Here is a 17,726-nt window from a genome sequence, read left to right as displayed (position 1 = left end):
GGGTGGGGGCTTGCTCGTCCCTTGGTCGTACGTCCGTCAGTCGCGCGAGGCGTACGTGAGGAACGTGGACCAGGTGGAGGGGGTGAGGGTGAGGTGGGGGGAGCGGGGGGTCTTTGAGTCGCGGATGTGGATGGTGGCCGGGGTGGTGGCTATCTCGACGCAGTCGCCGGACTCATTGCTGCTGCTGTAGCTGCTCTTCTGCCACTCCAGAGCGATCTCGACGCAGTCATCACCCTCGCTACTGCTGCTGTAACTGCTCTTGAACCAGTCGAGTCCAGAGTCGTTCCGGGCAGAAGCCTTGCGGATCATGTCTCTCCCAGCACTTGCTCGATGAAGGCCAGCGACTCCCGTGGCGTGAGAGCCTGGGCCCGGATCATGCCATAGCGCAACTCAAGGATCCTGAGCTGCTTCGGGTCAGAGACAGGATGCCCGCCGAACGCTCCGTCGGATCGCCCGACCGCTGTGCCATCGCGGAATTTCAACACTTCGATCAGGCCTCCCATTCCCGCGTGGCTCTCGCAGTCGAGTGGCATCACCTGGAAGGTGACACTGCGCAACTGGGCTACCTCCAGGAGGTGTTCGAGCTGTCGCCGCAGCATCATCGTTCCGCCGATGGTGCGTCGCAGAGTCGCCTCTTCTTGGACGAAGTGGAGAGCCGGTGCGGGATCGCGACCAAAGATCACCTGTCGGGCCACACGCCCGGCCACATCACGCTCCACCTGGTCCCGCGAGTATGCAGGCTGCCGCATCTCGAACAGTGCCCGCATGTGCTCTTCCGTCTGAAGCAGCCCATGGACGTTGTGGTTGCTGTACAGCCCGATCTCGACCGCCTGTGCCTCCAACTTCGCCAGGCCCCGAGTCTTCTTCGGATACCGGGCCTCCCGCATCTCCTTCTTCATCGCGGAAACCAGCCCACCCGCTCCCGTGACCTCATCGACCTTGTCCAGGTACTCAGGGCGGGGAATCCGCGCCCCGCGCTCGACCTTGCGGACGAGGTCCTCCCCGTACCCGATGGCCTCGGCGAACTCGGCGACCCGCATGCCCGTCGCCTCCCGCCGCAACTTCAACTGCTGGCCGACCATCTCCACGACCGCGCTGATCTCGTCCTCAGGATCAACGTCCCAGCCGGGTTCATCCACACCATCGTTACGCTCCACGCGCCCGCCCTCCGCCGTCCCGTACTAGCCCAACGCGCACCCGTACCCGAACAGCAACGGAGACAGCCAGGACAGGCCGGGACAAGCACCGGACAAATGCGGTACGCACAGCGCGCACCGCTACCCACCGTACGCACGGACCGCCACGCTGGGTGACGTGAACCAAGAAACCACTCGGGCTCAAACCCCCACACCCGTACACCAGTTCACGATCCTGCTTTCCGCGACGCGAAGAGGCGCACGCCTGGCCCGGCTCCTGACGAGGGAGCAACTGCACAGCTGGGAGCACCCGTTCGAGTCGGCGGAGCAGATCGTCGCCGAGCTGGCGAACAACGCCGTGCTGCACGGGCACGTGCCGGGCCGGAGCTTCCGCCTTGTGCTGACGCTCATCGCAGCGAACACGCTCCGTGTCGAGGTGACGGACGCGCGGGCCGACCGGAGCCCACCGTTGCACCCCCGGCGTCCGTCGCCCGAGGCGGAGTCCGGCAGGGGGCTGCTCCTGGTCGAGGCGTTGGCGGCGCGGTGGGGCACGGACTTGGGCACGTTGCCGTTGAGCCCCTGCAAGACGATCTGGGCGGAGATCGACGCGCCGCCGTGCCCTCTGTGACTTCGGTGGGCCGGGGCCTTTGATGGTTCCCGGGGCCGCCCGGCTTTTTGCGGAGTGTGGCGCCTCCGGGCCACCAGTAAAGGGCGCTCCGCTGCGCTCCACGTCGGCTGCGCCGATTCCGCTCCGCTCCACCCTTGACTGCCGTCCCTCCACCGCACGTGAACTTTGACCCGGACGCCCAGGGGTGGGGCCGACGGGGACGGCTGGGATGGGTCATCACCGTTCACTGCCGGGTGCGGACCGGCCCATCGTGGGCGCGGGCCCCGGAAGGCGCTCGGCCAGCCGCCCGGCTTCGCCGCTCGGGTCATCACCCTTCATCGCCGGGTGCGGACCGGTCCAACGTGAGCGCGGCTACGGTCTGAGCGCGGTCCCCGGCCACGCCGCTCGGGCCATCCCCGCCCGCTGCCGGGTGCGGACCGGCCCAACGTGGGCGGACGTGAGGGTCGAGGCACCGACGAGCAGGCTGGCCCCGCCCCCCGGACATCTACTTTGGGAAAGTTGCGAATGGATTCGCCGTGCGCCCCCCCGATCACTCCCCGCGCGCCCTCCCCGGCCGTCTTTCACGGGCCCGCACACCCGATGGCGAGGGGGCGCATTCCCTCCGGCGGGGGGCGCGCGGCGGTCTGCTTCGCAACTTTTCCAAAGTAGATGTCCGGGAGCGGCCGGTCTCGCCATTCATTCCGCGTGCCCGGCGGCGTCTCGACCGTGACGGGGACCCACGTTGGGCCGGTCCGCACCCGGCGATGAAGGGTGATGACCCGAGCGGCGAAGCCGGGCGGCTGGCCGAGCGCCTTCTGGGGCCCGCGCTCACGATGGGCCGGTCCGCACCCGGCAGTGAAAGGTGATGGCCCGAGCAGAGGAGTCCGCAGCCCCCACCCCTGGCCGTCCGGGTCAAAGTTCACGTGCGGTGGAGGGACGGCAGTCAAGGGTGGAGCGGAGCGGAATCGGCGCAGCCGACGCGACGTAGGAGCGCCCTTTACTGGCGGCCCGGAACCGCCACACTCCGCAAAAAGCCGGGCGGCCCCGGGAACCGTCAACGTCACCGGCCCAGCTGCCCACCTAGGCGACGGTGAGCACGATCTTGCCCTGGATGTGCCCTCGGGCAGCCCGTTCGTGCGCCGCCCGAGCCTCCGCGAGAGGAAACGTACTGTCGAGCGCGACCCGCACCGCGCCCGCGTCGAGCAGGCGGCCCAGTTCAGCGAGTTGCGCGCCGCTCGACCGGACCTGGGTGAGGGTGACCGTGATGCCCAGCTCGGCGTTCTCCTCGTCGTCGAACTCGCCGAAGTAGACCGGGTAGAGGGAGCCGCCGCGCTTGATGGTGCGCAGGAAGCGCCTGCTGTGGGGGCCTCCGACCGTGTCCAGGACGAGGTCGACGTCACGGACGACGTCCTCGGGGCGCTCCTTGGTGTAGTCGATGAACTCGTCGGCGCCGAGCTCGCGCAGGAACGCCTCGTGGGCGCCGGAGGCCACGGCGATGACGCGGGCCCCCTTCCACTTGGCCAGCTGGAGGGCGAGGTGCCCCACACCGCCCGCGGCCCCGTTGATGAGCACCGTGGTCCCGCTGTCGAGCGCGATCGGGCGGTGTGGGGCCTCCTGGAACGGAGAGGGATGGTCGTGCCCGAGCGCGATCAGGAACTGCCACGCCGTGAGCCCGGACATGGGCAGGCCGGCGGCGTGCGCGTGGTCGACGGAGGTCGGTTTACGGGCGAGGTCGGCCGCCGGAGCGGTGACGTACTCGGCGTAGGCGCTGCCCTGGAGAGCCGTGGGGAAGCGCAGGAGGCCGATGACTTCGTCGCCGACGGAGAAGCCGTCGGCGCCGGGGCCGAGGGATGCCACGACGCCCGAGACGTCGGTCCCCGGGATCAGGGGGAGGTGCACCGGGGGCTTGAGCTCGGCAGGCACGTCGGGCATCCCCTCACGGGCGTACCAGTCGGGAGGGTTGAGCCCGACCGCGTGCACGCGGACGAGCACCTCCCCCGGCCCGGGTTCGGGGATCGGCGCGTCCTCGTAACGCAGGACGTCAGGGGCGCCGAACTCGTGCAGCCGGATCGCCTTCATCATGTGGGTCGCCATCGCTTTTCTCTCCTGCTCGCACCGCGGGATACGCTCATCCGGACCAGCGATCCACATAAATGGACCACTGATCCGAATATATGGATCAGTGGTCCGGATAGTCAAGCAAGCGGGCAGGAAGGCAAGAGGACAGATGCGGGCCGATGCCAGGAAGAACCGTGACCACCTGCTCGCCGTAGCGGGCACCGCCATCGCCGAGCAGGGCGTCGACGTGGCCCTGCGCGACATCGCACGCAGGGCCGACGTCGGGCTCGCGACGCTGCTGCGGCACTTCCCGACGCGCGAGGCGCTGCTCGAAGCCCTGCTCCGCACGAACTTCGACGACCTGACGGCGAAGGCGGAGGAACTTGAGACGTCGAGTACGCCGGGGGACGCGCTCGTCTCATGGCTGCGCGACGGCGTCGCGTGGACGACGACGTACCGGGGCGTGACCGTGCTGATGGCAGCCGCCATCGAGGACACCGAATCCGCGCTCCACGCTTCGTGTGTGGGCCTGCGCGCGGCCGGTGCGCGGCTCCTCGCCCGCGCCCAGGCCTCGGGTGAGGCGCGCGGCGACATCGACGGCGCCGATCTGTTCGCGCTGGTGGCCATGCTCGCCTGGCTCGGCGACCAGCCCTCGCTCGCACCCCGCGCCGATCACCTCTTCGACGTCGTATCGGGTGCGGTGCTGACCAGCACGGTCAGCCCATGCTGAGGGCGCCGTCCAGGGACTCGCGGATGATGTCCGCGTGCCCCGCGTGCTGCGCGGTCTCGCCGATGACGTGCAGCAGTACGCGGCGCGCGGACCACCGGCCGCCGGGCTCGAACCACGGGGCGTCCGGGAGGGGATGGGACAGGTCGAGGTCGGGCAGTCCGCGCACCAACGCGTCCGTTCGGGCGGCGACTTCCTCGTAGTCGTCGAGGACGCCCGCCAGCGTCTCGCCGGGCAGCATCCGGAACTCGTCGGCCCGCTGGGCCCAGTCGTCGTCGGTCATGTCGGTGACGGAGCCCAGCGCCGGAAGGCCGCCCTCGATGAAGGCGACCCACACCCTCTCGACCGAGGTGACGTGCTTGACGATGCCGCCCACACACAGCGCGCTGGCGGTGGTGCGAAGGCCCGCCTGCTCGTCGGTGAGGTCGCGGGTGGTGCGGCGCAGCATGGTGCGGTGATGGGTGAGCGCTTCCAGCAGGTCGGTGCGCTCGCCGGTGGTCATGTCATCGCGGGTCTTCGTCGTCTCGCTCATCGTGGTTTCGACCTTCCGTTGCCGCTGCTCCGTCGGACAGGCGTCACGCTAGAACCCCAATAGGACAGGTATTGGCCTAGTGGACCCCTGACGTACACCCGTGCGGTGATCTACGGGCGACCGTTACAAGACCGTCAACCGGTCGCAATGGTGGGTGATTTACCTTTATTCCGCACCCGCCGGACGACTGAGGGCAAAAGGTCGGTACCGCACGGGAGCACACCATCGCATCGTGAAGGGGAACACGCCGTTATGCGCACCATCACCCACCGCCGCAGCGCCCTGCGTACCGCCGCCGTCTCGGTCATCGCCGGTACGGCCCTGCTGGCCCCGGCCGCCGCGGCCCTGGCGAGCTCCCCCGCCCCCGCGCGCCCCGCCGCCGCGCAGCCCGCCGCCGCGAAGACGACGAAAATCGACATCGGCGCGGGCGTCACCATCACCGTCAAGGACGGCAAGCCGTACTACGACGGCAAGGTCATCAAGCCGGGCCAGACCGTCGACGACGGCATCTACGTGCACCTGAGCGCCGACGGCAAGCGCCTGTACAGCAAGACGCAGGGCGGCGGCACCCCGTACGCGATCTGGGACGTCAGGACCGGCAAGCTCCTCGGCACCCAGAAGAACAGCCCCACCGCGAAGGTGAAGGCCGCGCTGACCGCCAAGCCGTCCGCGACCTCCGTGAAGGCCTGGCAGGAGCTGCGCGTCGGCGGCAAGGCGACGGGCATCAAGGCCGGCAGCAAGGTGACCCTGCAGCAGAAGCAGCGCGGCACGTGGAAGTCGCTGCCCGCCGGTACGAGCGTCAACAAGTCCGGCGCGTACTCGATGCGCGTCAAGCTCGGCCTCAAGGGCAAGAACGAGCTCCGCGTGAAGAGCGGCGCCACCCTCTCGCCGGTCTTCAACGTCACGGTGCGCTAGCGCCGGGTGTAGACCGCGCCTGCGTACGGGCCGTACCTGCCGATCGGCGGGTACGGCCCGCTGTGTTTTCGCTGGGCACTCGTGACGTGGACCGGATCTAGAGGCGGCAGCTGATCTCCATTCCGTCCTCGACGGGGAACGTGACGCTCTGGTAGCCGTTCTGGGGGTCACGGACGTAGTCGAGGTAGGGCGCGAGGTCGTCCAGGTCGACGTCGTCGGCGACGACGAGGGTGCCGGGCGCGAGGCGGGGTTCGAGGAGGCGCAGGACGGGCAGGCACAGGTCCTTCCAGCCGTCGAGGAGGACGAAGTCCGCGGGCCCGTCGAGTGCGGCGAGGGTCTCGCGGGCGTCTCCTTCGAGGACCGTGATCAGGTCGTCGAGGCCCGTCTCGGCGAACGTCCGGCGGGCGGCCGCGGCCTTGGCGGCGCTCAGTTCCGTACTGATCACCCGCCCCGTCCCGTTGTCGCGCACCGCGGCGGCGAGGTGGAGCGTGGAGATGCCGAAGGACGTGCCGAACTCGACGACGGTGGCGGGGCGGATGGCCCGGATCAGGTTGTAGAGGAGACGGCCGCCCTGGGCGGAAATCGGCATGTACACCTCCGCTTTGGCGTCCGCCTGCTCCTGCGGGCCGAGAGACGCGAAACCCTGGGGCCACGCCTCCCGGACCCGCCTGCTGGTCGCCTCGTCCTGCTCGGCGTCCCGGAACATCCGGTCGAGGGCGGAGGTGACGCGGGGGTCTTCGAGGGTGTTGGTGAGTGTCATGGACCTAGGCTAGACGCACCGTTGCGTAACGTCTAGAGGTTCTGGCCTACTCTGGACGCAGCCGACGCAGAAGAGATGGGAAGCAGATGACTCTGAAGGAAGGCCAGCGAGTGGTGCTGGCAGCGGACACCCGGCTGACCGATTCGGCCGAGGCGTCGGGGGTCGTCATCGGGTTCCTGTCCCTGGCGGCGGGCACCGGCGGGACCGTCGAGCAGGTGGTCGGCCACCAGGACGAGAGCGAGGACGTACGCGAGTACGAGCGGCTCAAGTCGCTGCTCGACGCCTTCGGCGGCGAGATGCCCGCGGAGAGCAGGAAGCAGCTCGAAGAGAACGTCGCCTCTCTGGAACCCGCCTGGACCGCCTTCCAGGAACGGGCGCCTCGCGTGACCGTACGGGTCCGCTTCGACAACGGCTTCATCCTCGACGGCGCCGACGAGGCCGTCTTCGCCCCCGCCTGAGCACACAGATACGCCCGCCCCCTTCATGAACGCCATATGGCAGTCCCATTGCGGCACCCCCTGATCACTTGAGACCGCCCCACAGCCGCCGCTACCTTCAAGAAGTCAGGTCAACGACTTGGCCGTGTGCCCGAGAGGCTCAGGGGCTGGACTGCAAATCCAGTAACGCGGGTTCGAATCCCGCCACGGCCTCTTGGTACGCAGCAACTCACTTCACGTTTGGTTCCTGTAACAGGCCTCGGAATACGCCTAGTTGCACCGACATACTCCCGGAACAGGACTCGTGTCACACGAGTTCACAGATTCCACACGGTGACACGCCGTTCCAGGGAGGAAACTTGCGCGACCACGTGAAGAGAGCATGCGCGGCGACCGTCGCCACGGCCGCCGCCATGGCCCTCACGGCGGGCATGACCAGCCCAGCGACGGCCGGAACGCAGAGCAGCGGCACGCAGGGCACGCCGCACCACCGGCTCACCCTCATCACCGGCGACCACGTCACCGTCGACGCAGAAGGGCGCGTCACGGGCTTCGCCCCGGCCGAGGGGCGCGAGCGCGTCCCCGTCCGTACGCTCCGCTCGCCGAGCGGCCACACCCTCGTACTCTCAGCGGATGCCCAACGCCTGATATCCGACGGTCGGGTCGATCAACGGCTGTTCGACGTCACGGAGTTGAACAAGAAGCGCAACCGCACGGCCCAGGAAAAGGGTCTGAAGGTCATCGTCGGTTATGAGGGGGTCGCCGCCCGCGCCAAGGCAAGCGTCCGGGGCGCCGGTGACACCACCGTCCGCAGGTCCCTCAAGACCCTCAACGCCGACGCCGTCACCACCCCGCAGCGGGACGCGGGCGACCTGTGGAAGGCCCTGACCGACGGCTCCGGGCAGAAGGACATCGATCGCGTCTGGCTCGACGGCAGCCGTAAGGCCACCCTCGACAAGAGCGTCAAGCAGATCGGCGCCGACAAGGCGTGGGACGCGGGGTACGACGGCAAGGGCGTCAGGATCGCCGTGCTCGACACGGGCGTCGACGCCACCCACCCCGACCTCAAGGGGCAAGTCGTCGCCGAGAAGAACTTCTCCGGCTCCCCCGACACGAAGGACCGCTACGGCCACGGCACCCACGTCGCGTCCATCGCGGCCGGTACGGGCGCCAAGTCCGGCGGCAAGTTCAAGGGCGTCGCCCCCGGCGCCAAGCTCCTCAACGGCAAGGTCCTCGACGACGACGGATTCGGCGACGACTCCGGGATCGTCGCGGGCATGGAGTGGGCGGCGGCCGAAGGTGCCGATGTCGTCAACCTCAGCCTCGGCGGCGGCGACGCCCCCGGCACCGACCCGCTCGAAGCCGCCGTCGACAAGTTGTCCAAGGACAAGGGCATCCTCTTCGCCATCTCGGCGGGCAACGACGGCAGGCCCGGTTCCGTCGGCTCGCCCGGCAGCGCGGACGCCGCCCTGACCGTCGGCGCGGTCGACGACAACGACAAGCTCGCGGACTTCTCCAGCCAGGGTCCGCGCGTCGGCGACGGTGCGATCAAGCCCGACGTGACCGCGCCCGGCGTGGACATCACGGCCGCCGCCGCGCCCGGCTCCGTCATCGAGAAGGAGGTCGGCCAGAACCCCGAGGGCTATCTGACGATCTCCGGTACGTCGATGGCCTCCCCGCACGTCGCGGGCGCCGCCGCCCTGCTCAAGCAGCAGCACCCCGACTGGAAGCAGCCCGAGCTCAAGGGCGCCCTCACCGGCTCCACCAAGGCGGGCGACTACGCGCCGTTCCAGCAGGGTTCGGGTCGCATCGCGGTCGACAAGGCCATTGAGCAGACCGTCATCGCCGACCCGGTGTCGGTGAGCTTCGGCACGCAGCCGTGGCCGCACACCGACGACAAGCCGGTCACCAAGAAGGTGACGTACCGCAACCTCGGCAAGGACGACGTCACCCTCGACCTGACGGTGACCGCCACCGACCCGAAGGGCCGTCCGGCCCCCGCCAGAGCCTTCACCCTCGGCGCGGACAAGCTCACCGTCCCCGCGGGCGGCACCGCCTCCGTCGACCTCACCGCCGACACCAGGACCGGCGGCACGCTCGACGGCACGTACTCCGCGTACGTCGTGGCGAACGGCGGGAACCAGTCCGTACGCACCGCCGCCGTGATCGAGCGCGAGATCGAGCGGTACGACGTCACGCTGAAGTTCATCGGCCGCGACGGCCGGGCCGCCGAGAACCACTCCTCGTCGTTCTCGGCGCTCACCGGGGCCGACAAGGGCCTCAACCTCTTCCCGGACGGCTCGGCAGGAACCTTCAAGGCCCGGGTCGCCAAGGGCAGTTACCTGCTCGACTCGGCGATCTACGTCGACCCCGAGGACGGTGACAAGGGCGTCGACTGGCTCGCCGGGCCGAAGCTGGCCGTCGACAAGGACATGACGGTGACCGTCGACGCCCGCACGGCGAAGCCGGTCGACATCACAGGCCCCGACCCGGCCGCCAAGCTGACCTTCATGGACGGCCGGTACACCTACCAGGGGTACGAGCTCGGCGCCCTCAACGTCACCTCCTTCCAGAGCATGCGCACCGCCCACCTCGGTCCGAAGGTCTCCGAAGGCCTCGGCCAGCAGTGGCTCGGCACCTGGCTGAAGGGCGCGAACACCCGCTACGACATGCTGATCGGCGGCAGCGTCAAGAAGCTCGCGACCGGCTACACGCGGCACCTGAAGCGCGGCGACTTCGCCACCCTGAAGGTCGGCATGGGCGCCTCGTCGCCCGGCCGCTCGGGCTCCCTGGGCGTCGCCGGGTACCTGCCCCTTGCGGGCGGCATCTCGCCGATCCTGCCCGCGCAGAAGCTGCCGCGCACCCAGACCGTGCACGTCTCCGCGCTCGACGGCACCCTGTGGGGCGTCGACTTCCAGCAGTACGGCGACAAGGACGCGGACGGCGACCCGGTCCTTGAGGGCTCGTACTCGATGGCCCCCGGGACCTTCAAGGCGGGCCGTACGTACGCCAGGACGTTCAACACCGGCGTCTTCGGCCCCGCCCTCGGCAAGGGCATGGGCCTCTTCCGCGAGGGCGACAGGATCGGCGGCCGACTGCCCGTCGTCGCCGACGGCAAGGGACACCGGGGCTGGAGCGCGTACTCCTCGGCGAAGTCGGCCCTGTACCGCGACGGCACGAAGATCGCCGAGAACGACGACCCGGTGACCGGCTCCGAAACCTTCACGGTCCCGGCGCAGGACGCCGAGTACCGCCTGACGGCCTCCGTGCGGCGCGATGCGAAGGTGGCCGCGACCTCGTCGCGGGTCGACGCGAGCTGGACGTTCCGCTCCAGGAACGTCGGCTCGGCGGAGGTCCGGCTCCCCGCCTCCACCGCCCGCTTCACCCCGAAGCTCGACCTGACGGGCCGCGCCCCCGCGGGCGCCACCCAGTCCTTCCCGGTGAAGGTCCAGGGCTCGGCGGCAGGCACCGGCAACCTCAAGTCCCTTACCGTGTACGCCTCCTACGACGGCGGCAGGACCTGGCAGAAGACGCGGGTCCGGGACGGAAAGGTCGCCGTGAAGAACCCGGCGAGGGGCAAGGGCGTCGCCCTGCGCGCCAGGATCACGGACAAGGACGGCAACAAGTCGACGCTGTCCGTGTACGACGCGTACCGCGGCAAGTAGTCCTGCGCCTGCTCCGCACCTGCCCCACCCCTGTCCCACCCCGCGCGGCCCGTCGGAACCTCCGTTCCGGCGGGCCGCGCGCCCGTGAAAAGAAACCCGTACGGGTAGTACCCGTTTCTGGTGCGCCGACGGACGTATGGGGTGACGGAGTTCGGCGTGAGACGAGGATGGTGGTTCCACGTGCTGGAATCGGTGGGCCCCGGCGAGGCCGCTGCCGCGGTGGCCGCACTGGCGGGGCTCTGCGCGACGGTGGTCCGTGGCCGGGTCGCCCAGGCCAGGGAGCGGCGCCGGGCGATGGCCGAGATCGCCAAGGCCTTCTCGGCGGGCGGCGGCCCCGCTCGGGTGCGCCAGGAGATGCGCGGCGACCAGTGGTCCCTCGACCTGGACCGCGAATGAGCGGCGGCGGGCCACCCGACGACGGGGGCGACGGGGCCGCCGGGGCCACCGATGCCCGCGCCTTCTACGACAGGCAGCAGCCCAAGCTCCTGACGTTCGTGGCCCGCCGCATCGGGGACGCCGAACAGGCGCAGGACGTCTGCCAGGAGGCCTGGAAGGCGTACTTCGTGGGACTGCGGCGGCGCGGCCCGTGGCAGAAACCGGTGGGCGTGCTCTTCGCCATCGCCAAGAACAAGGCGAGGGACTTCTGCGAGCGGCGCGGCAGACTTCCGGCCCCCATGGAGGGCGAGGACCTGACGACGCTGGCCCACTGCATGGAGACCGGGTCCGACGGCCGGCACGACGCCGACCGCAGGGTGGACCTGGAGAAGGCGCTCGCCACGCTGACCCAGCGGCAGCGCGAGGCGCTCCATCTGCGTTTCGTCGACGACCTCACGGTCGCCGAGGCCGCCGAGATGATGGGCGTCACAGCAGACGGGGTCAAGCGGCTGCTGCGGCGGGCGCTGGACAGACTGAACCGCACACCCTGCTTGGACTCCTACCGGCCGGCGACCCCCGCCGAGCGCCAGGAGGTGGGCAAGTGAAGCGCAACCGTGAACTGCACGACCACGAGGCCCCGACGCGGAGGGAGCTCGCCGCGGGCTTCGACGCGGTCATGGCCGACCTCGACCGCGCGCCCGCCCACGAGCTCGACGCACTCGCACGTGCGGCCGAGCGAGTGGAGATCGGCCTCTCCGCGTACGAACTGGGCATGGAGCACCTGGCCCAGGGGGCCCGCGGGACGGCACTGCACTGGCTGGAGACGGCGAGCCGGTACGACGTGACCAGCGCCGAACGTGTCCTTGAAGACGTCCTCTGCGACCGGGACGTCGACAAGGATGTCGACAAGGACATAAATATCGACCGGCCGTCCCCGGCACCTGCCGAGAACGAGGCCGCGGCGATCCGGGACGCGGCGCTGAAGAAGGCCGAGCAACTGCTCGCGGCGGTCGAGCGGAAGAGGGAGGTCATGCTCGAAGAGGCGCACGCCGAGTGCGCCGATATCCGGCGGGCAACCGTCTCGGCAAACGAGAAGCTGCAGGAGGTCCATCGGGAGCTCGACCTGCTGACGCGGCGCCGCGAGGACATCAACTCCGAGATCACCCGCGTCCAGGACGTACTGGAAGCCCTGGAGTCCTTCGAGGCGCCGACCGGCACGGGCAGATCCGGGGCCGAGGCGAGCGAGGCGTCGGCCACGGGTACGCGGCGCTAGGCGCCGTCGCCTCCCCCGCTCCCGGTCGCACTCGTGGACCGGGGGCCGGGGCCGGGCGGGCGCGCGTCACGTCGCGACGGCCGCCTGCGGGCGGATCGGCAGGCGGTTGACCGGGCGGCCCGTCGCCGCGCGGACCGCCGAGGCGATGGCCGCGGGGGACGTCACGACCGGGGCCGCGCTGGCCGCCTTCGCGCCGAAGGGGGCCACGACGTCCCGCTCCTCGACCAGCTTCACGATGCGGATGTCGGGGGTGTCCAGGGCCGTCGGCAGCGCGTACCCGGTCAGGTCGGGGTGGCGGACGATGCCGCGCGGGGTGCGGAGGTTCTCCGTGAGCGCCGCGCCCACGCCCTGCGTGACGCCCGCCTCGATGCGGGACCGCAGCTGGGCGGGGTTGAGGATGCGGCCCACGTCCTGGGCGACGGCCAGCTCCACGACCCGTACGGAACCGATCTCGATGTCGACGTCCACGACCGCGCGGATCGCGCAGAACGCCATGCCGACGAAGGCGTCACCCTGCCCGGCCTCGTCGAGCGGCTCGGTCGGATGGGGGCGGCACTGGGCCGTGGCCCACAGTTCCTTGCCCTCCAGGGCCTCGGTGACGGTCGTGGAGAGCACACCGTCGTACGAGGTGATCTTGCCGTCGGTGATCTGCAACAGCTCGGTGGACATTCCGAACTTGTGGGCCAGCGGCTGGAGGAGCTGCGTGCGGACCATCTTCGCGGCCCGCTCGACCGCGCCGCCCGACACCCACGTGTGACGGCCGCGGCAGCTCGGCCCGGCAGGCGGCTGGTCGGTGTCGACGGGGGCGACCCGCACGTCGTCGATGCCCAGCGTCTCCTGGACGATCTGGCGGGCCAGCGTGGTGAAGCCCTGGCCGGTCTCGACGGCCGCGCAGATCACCGTCGCCGTGCCGCCGTGCACCTTCACCGTGGCCGTGGAGACCTCGTCCGTGCCCTCGGCGCCCAGGAGCTGGACCATGCCGAGGCCGTAGCCGACGCCGCGGCGCACCGCGGCCGGGTCACCCGCACCCTCGGGCCCGCCGGGCAGCAGCCACTCGTCCTCGGGGGTGTCCTTGGGCAGGTCGGGCAGCGGGAAGTCCCGTACGGCGGCGAGGAGTTCGGCCACCGGAGCGGGGCAGGTCACCGTCTGTCCGGTGGGCAGGATGTCGCCGGTCGCCATGGCGTTGCGCAGCCGCAGCTCCGCCGGGTCGACCCCCAGCTTCTTGGCGATCTTGTCCATCTGGGCCTCGTACGCGGCGCACACCTGGAGGGCGCCCTCGCCCCGGACGTGGCCGGACGGGGGGTTGTTCGTACGGACCGCCCAGCCCTCGATGAAGGCGTTCGGCACGATGTACGGGCCGCAGGCGAAGGAGACGGCCGCGGCCAGCGCCTCCGACGACGTGTCCGCGTACGCGCCCGCGTCGAGCAGGATCTGCGCCTCGACCTTGACCAGGCGACCCTCGGCGTCCGCGTGGTGGCGGTAGCGCAGGAGCGTGGGGTGGCGGTGGGCGTGGCCGAGGAAGGACTCCTCGCGGGTCGCGGTGAGCTTCACCGGGCAGCCGGTCCGCAGCGCGAGGAGCCCGAGCGGGAGTTGGAAGCTCGCGTCCTCGCGGTCGGCGGTCGCGCCCGGCACTCCCGTGACGACGACCTTCACGTGGTCCGGGGCGATGCCGAAGCAGGCGGCGGCCCGGTCGCGGTCGGCGTGCGGGTCGGTGGAGGCGATGTACAGCTCCACTCCCCCGTCGGGGCGCGGCACGGCGAGGCCCGCCTCCGCGCCGATCGGCGCCGGGTCCTGGCGGCCGATGCGGTACAGGCCCTCGACGACGAGCTCGCCCGCCGCCTCCGGGTCGCCGTGCCGCAGCGGGATGTGCCGGATCAAGTTGCCGTCGGGGTGCAGGGGTTCGGCCTCGAAGGCCTTCTCCGGGTCGGTGACCGGTTCGAGGACCTCGTACTCGACGATGACGGCGGCGGCGGCCATCCGCGCGGTGTCGGGGTGGTCGGCGGCGACGGCGGCGATGGCCTCGCCGTGGTGGCGTACGACATCGGAGGCGAAGACCGGCCGGTCGGCCGTCCGGCGGCCGTGCAGCGCCTCGCCCGGCACGTCCTCGTGCGTGACGACCGCGTGCACGCCCGGCATCTCCAGGGCGTGGCTGGTGTCGATGGAGACGATGCGGGCGTGCGCGTGCGGGGAGCGCAGCACCGCCGCCCAGAGCAGGCCCTCGGCCCACAGGTCGGACGCGTAGGGGAAGGTGCCCTCCGCCTTGACCCGGGCCTCCGCGGACGGCAGCGACGAGCCGACACCGTGCGGCGGCTCGGCCCCCTCCGGGGCGGCGGGCGTCGTCGCGGTGGTGGTGGCTTCGGTGCTCACGCGTGGCCTCCGTCCTGGCCGTAGGGGCCCTGCGGTGCTTCGAGTCCGGGTCCGGGTCCGTCGTACGGGCCCGCCTGGTGCGGGATGCGGGGTGTGCCGCCGTGCTCCTCCTGCGGGGCGCGCGGGGCGGGCGCGGCAGGCGCGGCGGGCGCGGCGGGCGCGGCGGGTTCCGCCGCGTTCGCGGTCGCCTCGCGCTCGGCGACCACCTCCTGCACGGCGTCGAGCACACCGCGGTAGCCGGAGCAGCGGCAGAGGTTGCCGCACAGCGCGCGGCGGGCCTCCAGGTCACTGGGGGCGGGGTTGCCCTCAAGGAGGTCGTGCACGGTCATGGCCATGCCCGGTACGCAGAAGCCGCACTGCACGGCGCCGCACGCGGCGAGCGCGCGCTGCACGTCGGACGGCCTGCCGTCCTCGGCAAGGCCCTCGACGGTACGGACCTCGCTGCCCGCGGTGGTCGCGGCCGGAACCAGGCAGGACGCGACGAGCCGACCGTCCACCTGGACGTTGCAGGCCCCGCACTCGCCCTGCGAGCAGCCGTCCTTGGCACCCGCGAGACCGAGCCGCTCCCGCAGGACGTAGAGCAGGGACTCGCCGATCCAGGCGTCGGTCACGGGGCGGTCGGTGCCGTTGACGCGGAGGACGTAGGAGACGAGGGGGTGGTCGTCGTGGAGGGGCGTGGGCATGGGGGCGGGGACGGGGGCGGGCTCGCCCGGGTCGTCGGCGTCGAGGGCGGCTGCGACGATGACGTCGGCGGGCTCGGGGGCCTCGGGGATCTCGGGGATCTCGGGGATCTCCGGTGCCTCATCGACTTCTTCGGCCTCTGCCGTCTCTACGGCCTCAGGGACCTCGTCGACCTCTTCGACCTCGGGTGCCTCGGGTGCCTCGGGTGCCTCGGGTGCCTCGGTGATCTCGGCTACGTACTCTTCGGCAGGCTCGTCCGCAGGCTCAGCCTCCGCGACGGGTTCCTCAACGGGCCCGTCCTCGGAAGGCAACCGGATCGCCCGCAGCAACTGCGTCTTCTCGAACCGGCTTTCGGGCTCGGAGGGCTCTTGGGGCTCCAGGGACTCCTGGACAGCGCTCTCCGGCGGAGCCGCAAGCAGCGCTTCCTGCGCCTGCGCCCCCCAGGGCGCACCGGCCCCCGCACCCGTCGCCCACGGCGCGGGCGCGCCGCCCGGCAGGGTCGCGGGGGGCGTGCCGCCCCACTGGGAAGCGAGCGAGGAGGCGGTGAACTCGCCCGACTCGTCCGGCAGATCGCCGTCGGCGACCGGGATAGACCACTGACCGGTGACGTCGGAGTGCTGCGGCTGGTGCGACTGCTGGTGCGGCTGCGGCTGCTGCTCGTACTGGTGGCCGTAGTCCCGCTCGTACCCCTGCCCCTGCCCCTGCTCGTACCCCTGCCCCTGCCCGTACATCGGCGGCTGCGCCGCTTCCGCCTCGGGGAAGCTCCACTGGCCGGTCGCCCGCGGGTCGTACCCGTGGCTCTCCGGCCCGGGGCTCTGCTCGTGGGCCGTGCCCGCCTCGGGCCAGCGCACCGCGCGTCCGCCGCCGGGCGCTCCCGTCACCTCGGGCGGCATGACCCACGCGCCGGTGGCCGCCGGGTCGGTGGCGTCGGCGGTGGTGGGGCTGACCGTTATCTGCGGCGGCACGTAGCCGTGTCCCGGCGCGGCGAGCGGGGCGTCCAGCATGCCCTCGGGGAGCTGCACGAACGCCGTGGCGTCGGAGTCGTACTCGCCCTGCGGGTGCGGCTGCCAGCCGCCGCCGTTGTGGGTGTTCTGGTCGTCGCTCACGACAGCGCCCTCCCCAGTGCTCGTCGGGCCAGCGCGGCGACGGTGCGCCGCAGGTGCAGTACGGCGGGCGACAGCGGGCGTTCGGTGCCGTCGGCCGCCGGGGGCTGCTCGGGGATGCAGGCGGTGGCGACGTACTCGCCGAAGGCGGTGACCGCCTCCGGGACGAGGCTGCCCCGCTCGCCGTCCCAGTCGATGAGGGAGGCGACCCACTCCTCGGCCTCCAGGGGCCGCAGCGGCATCGGCGCGATGGCGCCGACCGCGCAGCGCACGCCGCGGCGCGCCGGGTCGAGGACCAGCGCGACGGAGGCCGTCGCCCGGCCGGGGCCGGTGCGTCCGGTCGCCTTGAGGAAGACCTGGGGGGCGTGCAGGAGCGGTACCCGCACAAAGCCGATGAGCTCGCCGGGGCGGAGCATCTCCCGGCCGGCGAGGAGGTGCGATACGGGGACGTCACGGCGTGCGCCGCCGGGTCCCGCGATGATCAGGACGGCTTCGAGGGCGGCGAGGACGGGCAGCGCGTCACCGGTGGGCGCGGCCGACGCGATGTTGCCGCCGAGGGTGCCCGCGTTACGGATCTGGGGCGGGCCCGCGGCGCGCGCGGCGGCGGCCAGGGCGGGGATCAGCGCGGCGAAGTCGGGGCGGCCCATGCGGGCGTGGGTGAGGCCCGCGCCGAGCAGGGCGTGGCCGTCCTGGTACTGCCAGCCGCGGATCTCGCTGATGCGGCCGAGGCCGACGAGGGCGGCGGGGCGAAGCTGTCCCGAGTTGACCGAGGCCATCAGGTCCGTGCCGCCGGCGACGGGCACGGCGGCGGGCATGGCGGTGAGCGCCGCCACCGCCTCGTCCAGCGTGGCGGGCAGCTTCACCGAATGCGGTGTCTGTGCCGCCTGCGGTGCGTGCGTGCTCAAAACCGGCTGCCCCTTCCCGATGTCCGGCCGCCTGCTCCACGTACGACGTGTATGTGAAGTGCTCGCCGTTTCGCGACGTGTCACCGTTACGCCTGTTCCGCCGTACGGTACGTGCTCACAACCCGGACGTGGCAACTCTGGCACATCTTCGCAGGGCCCCGACGCGGGGGTCCGCTAGGAGGCAT

General features: G+C 71.3%; 16 protein-coding genes and 1 tRNA gene. 9 read left to right on the top strand and 8 right to left on the bottom strand.

The genetic code is table 11. The annotated features are described in order from the left end of the window. Window positions 1-36: 36 nt before the first annotated feature. Both ABZ953_RS17395 and ABZ953_RS17390 read right to left on the bottom strand, forming a co-directional pair. Window positions 37-309, bottom strand: a complete 273-nt coding sequence (locus tag ABZ953_RS17395) for a DUF397 domain-containing protein (RefSeq protein ID WP_361723885.1) — start codon at window positions 307-309, stop codon at window positions 37-39. Continuing rightward, complete coding sequence (locus tag ABZ953_RS17390; RefSeq protein ID WP_361723882.1) at window positions 306-1,157, bottom strand: helix-turn-helix transcriptional regulator; 852 nt, start codon at window positions 1,155-1,157, stop codon at window positions 306-308. Before ABZ953_RS17390 ends, ABZ953_RS17395 begins: the two co-directional genes overlap by 4 nt. Window positions 1,158-1,314: 157 nt before the next feature. On the opposite strand from ABZ953_RS17390, the gene ABZ953_RS17385 reads away from it, so the two are divergent. Next, window positions 1,315-1,764, top strand: a complete 450-nt coding sequence (locus ABZ953_RS17385; protein ID WP_361723879.1) for an ATP-binding protein — start codon at window positions 1,315-1,317, stop codon at window positions 1,762-1,764. Window positions 1,765-2,823: 1,059 nt separating this feature from the next. On the opposite strand, the gene ABZ953_RS17380 is transcribed toward ABZ953_RS17385, so the two are convergent. Further along, window positions 2,824-3,837 carry an NADP-dependent oxidoreductase gene (locus tag ABZ953_RS17380; protein WP_361723876.1) on the bottom strand — a complete coding sequence of 338 codons (1,014 nt, stop codon included), beginning with the start codon at window positions 3,835-3,837 and terminating at the stop codon, window positions 2,824-2,826. 133 nt (window positions 3,838-3,970) lie between these two features. Between ABZ953_RS17380 and ABZ953_RS17375 the strand changes: the two genes are divergently transcribed. Continuing rightward, window positions 3,971-4,531, top strand: a complete 561-nt coding sequence (locus ABZ953_RS17375; RefSeq protein WP_361723873.1) for a TetR/AcrR family transcriptional regulator — start codon at window positions 3,971-3,973, stop codon at window positions 4,529-4,531. Here the strand turns inward: ABZ953_RS17375 and ABZ953_RS17370 are convergent. Then, window positions 4,518-5,060: a DinB family protein gene (locus ABZ953_RS17370; protein WP_361723870.1), complete on the bottom strand. Its 543-nt coding sequence runs from the start codon at window positions 5,058-5,060 to the stop codon at window positions 4,518-4,520. The two genes, ABZ953_RS17375 and ABZ953_RS17370, sit on opposite strands and share 14 nt — an antisense overlap. Before the next feature lie 252 nt (window positions 5,061-5,312). Here ABZ953_RS17370 and ABZ953_RS17365 point away from each other — a divergent pair, with 252 nt between their 5' ends. Further along, window positions 5,313-5,975 (top strand): hypothetical protein, encoded by a 663-nt coding sequence (locus ABZ953_RS17365; protein ID WP_361723867.1) that lies wholly within the window; start codon window positions 5,313-5,315, stop codon window positions 5,973-5,975. Window positions 5,976-6,072: 97 nt separating this feature from the next. Here the strand turns inward: ABZ953_RS17365 and ABZ953_RS17360 are convergent, their stop codons facing one another. Then, window positions 6,073-6,735: a class I SAM-dependent methyltransferase gene (locus ABZ953_RS17360; RefSeq protein WP_361723864.1), complete on the bottom strand. Its 663-nt coding sequence runs from the start codon at window positions 6,733-6,735 to the stop codon at window positions 6,073-6,075. Between the two features lie 86 nt (window positions 6,736-6,821). Here ABZ953_RS17360 and ABZ953_RS17355 point away from each other — a divergent pair, with 86 nt between their 5' ends. The 6 genes from ABZ953_RS17355 to ABZ953_RS17330 all read left to right on the top strand — a co-directional run bounded on the left by ABZ953_RS17355 (window position 6,822) and on the right by ABZ953_RS17330 (window position 12,485). Beyond that, a complete protein-coding gene (locus ABZ953_RS17355; RefSeq protein WP_361723861.1) occupies window positions 6,822-7,193 on the top strand; it encodes a hypothetical protein in 372 nt (123 codons plus the stop codon). Between the two features lie 120 nt (window positions 7,194-7,313). Next, a tRNA-Cys gene (locus ABZ953_RS17350) sits at window positions 7,314-7,385 on the top strand. Window positions 7,386-7,585: 200 nt separating this feature from the next. Continuing rightward, window positions 7,586-10,837: a S8 family serine peptidase gene (locus tag ABZ953_RS17345; RefSeq protein WP_361724341.1), complete on the top strand. Its 3,252-nt coding sequence runs from the start codon at window positions 7,586-7,588 to the stop codon at window positions 10,835-10,837. Between the two features lie 156 nt (window positions 10,838-10,993). Further along, window positions 10,994-11,233: a hypothetical protein gene (locus ABZ953_RS17340; RefSeq protein ID WP_361723858.1), complete on the top strand. Its 240-nt coding sequence runs from the start codon at window positions 10,994-10,996 to the stop codon at window positions 11,231-11,233. Next, window positions 11,230-11,817, top strand: coding sequence for a sigma-70 family RNA polymerase sigma factor (locus ABZ953_RS17335; RefSeq protein ID WP_361723855.1), 588 nt, complete (start codon window positions 11,230-11,232; stop codon window positions 11,815-11,817). The genes ABZ953_RS17340 and ABZ953_RS17335 overlap by 4 nt, the downstream gene beginning before the upstream one ends. Then, window positions 11,814-12,485 (top strand): hypothetical protein, encoded by a 672-nt coding sequence (locus ABZ953_RS17330; protein WP_361723852.1) that lies wholly within the window; start codon window positions 11,814-11,816, stop codon window positions 12,483-12,485. The genes ABZ953_RS17335 and ABZ953_RS17330 overlap by 4 nt, the downstream gene beginning before the upstream one ends. Before the next feature lie 66 nt (window positions 12,486-12,551). On the opposite strand, the gene ABZ953_RS17325 is transcribed toward ABZ953_RS17330, so the two are convergent. From ABZ953_RS17325 to ABZ953_RS17315, 3 genes are read right to left on the bottom strand one after another with little or no spacing between them, the layout of a single operon-like run. After that, window positions 12,552-14,852: a molybdopterin cofactor-binding domain-containing protein gene (locus ABZ953_RS17325; protein ID WP_361723849.1), complete on the bottom strand. Its 2,301-nt coding sequence runs from the start codon at window positions 14,850-14,852 to the stop codon at window positions 12,552-12,554. Beyond that, window positions 14,849-16,639, bottom strand: coding sequence for a (2Fe-2S)-binding protein (locus ABZ953_RS17320; protein ID WP_361723846.1), 1,791 nt, complete (start codon window positions 16,637-16,639; stop codon window positions 14,849-14,851). The genes ABZ953_RS17325 and ABZ953_RS17320 overlap by 4 nt, the downstream gene beginning before the upstream one ends. Further along, window positions 16,636-17,541 (bottom strand): FAD binding domain-containing protein, encoded by a 906-nt coding sequence (locus tag ABZ953_RS17315; protein WP_361723843.1) that lies wholly within the window; start codon window positions 17,539-17,541, stop codon window positions 16,636-16,638. Before ABZ953_RS17315 ends, ABZ953_RS17320 begins: the two co-directional genes overlap by 4 nt. Window positions 17,542-17,726: the final 185 nt, after the last annotated feature.

The organism is Streptomyces sp. NPDC046465, from assembly GCF_040646035.1.
Lineage (GTDB): Bacteria > Actinomycetota > Actinomycetes > Streptomycetales > Streptomycetaceae > Streptomyces.
This window is presented reverse-complemented; position numbering and strand designations above follow the sequence as displayed.

Excerpts from the sequence above, each read along its gene's own strand:
- ABZ953_RS17360 (WP_361723864.1), bottom strand. The coding sequence starts at position 6,735 with ATGACACTCACCAACACCCTCGAAGACCCCCGCGTCACCTCCGCCCTC.
- ABZ953_RS17370 (WP_361723870.1), bottom strand. The coding sequence starts at position 5,060 with ATGAGCGAGACGACGAAGACCCGCGATGACATGACCACCGGCGAGCGC.
- ABZ953_RS17355 (WP_361723861.1), top strand. The coding sequence starts at position 6,822 with ATGACTCTGAAGGAAGGCCAGCGAGTGGTGCTGGCAGCGGACACCCGG.
- ABZ953_RS17395 (WP_361723885.1), bottom strand. The coding sequence starts at position 309 with ATGATCCGCAAGGCTTCTGCCCGGAACGACTCTGGACTCGACTGGTTC.
- ABZ953_RS17380 (WP_361723876.1), bottom strand. The coding sequence starts at position 3,837 with ATGGCGACCCACATGATGAAGGCGATCCGGCTGCACGAGTTCGGCGCC.
- ABZ953_RS17345 (WP_361724341.1), top strand. The coding sequence starts at position 7,586 with ATGGCCCTCACGGCGGGCATGACCAGCCCAGCGACGGCCGGAACGCAG.
- ABZ953_RS17365 (WP_361723867.1), top strand. The coding sequence starts at position 5,313 with ATGCGCACCATCACCCACCGCCGCAGCGCCCTGCGTACCGCCGCCGTC.
- ABZ953_RS17335 (WP_361723855.1), top strand. The coding sequence starts at position 11,230 with ATGAGCGGCGGCGGGCCACCCGACGACGGGGGCGACGGGGCCGCCGGG.
- ABZ953_RS17375 (WP_361723873.1), top strand. The coding sequence starts at position 3,971 with ATGCGGGCCGATGCCAGGAAGAACCGTGACCACCTGCTCGCCGTAGCG.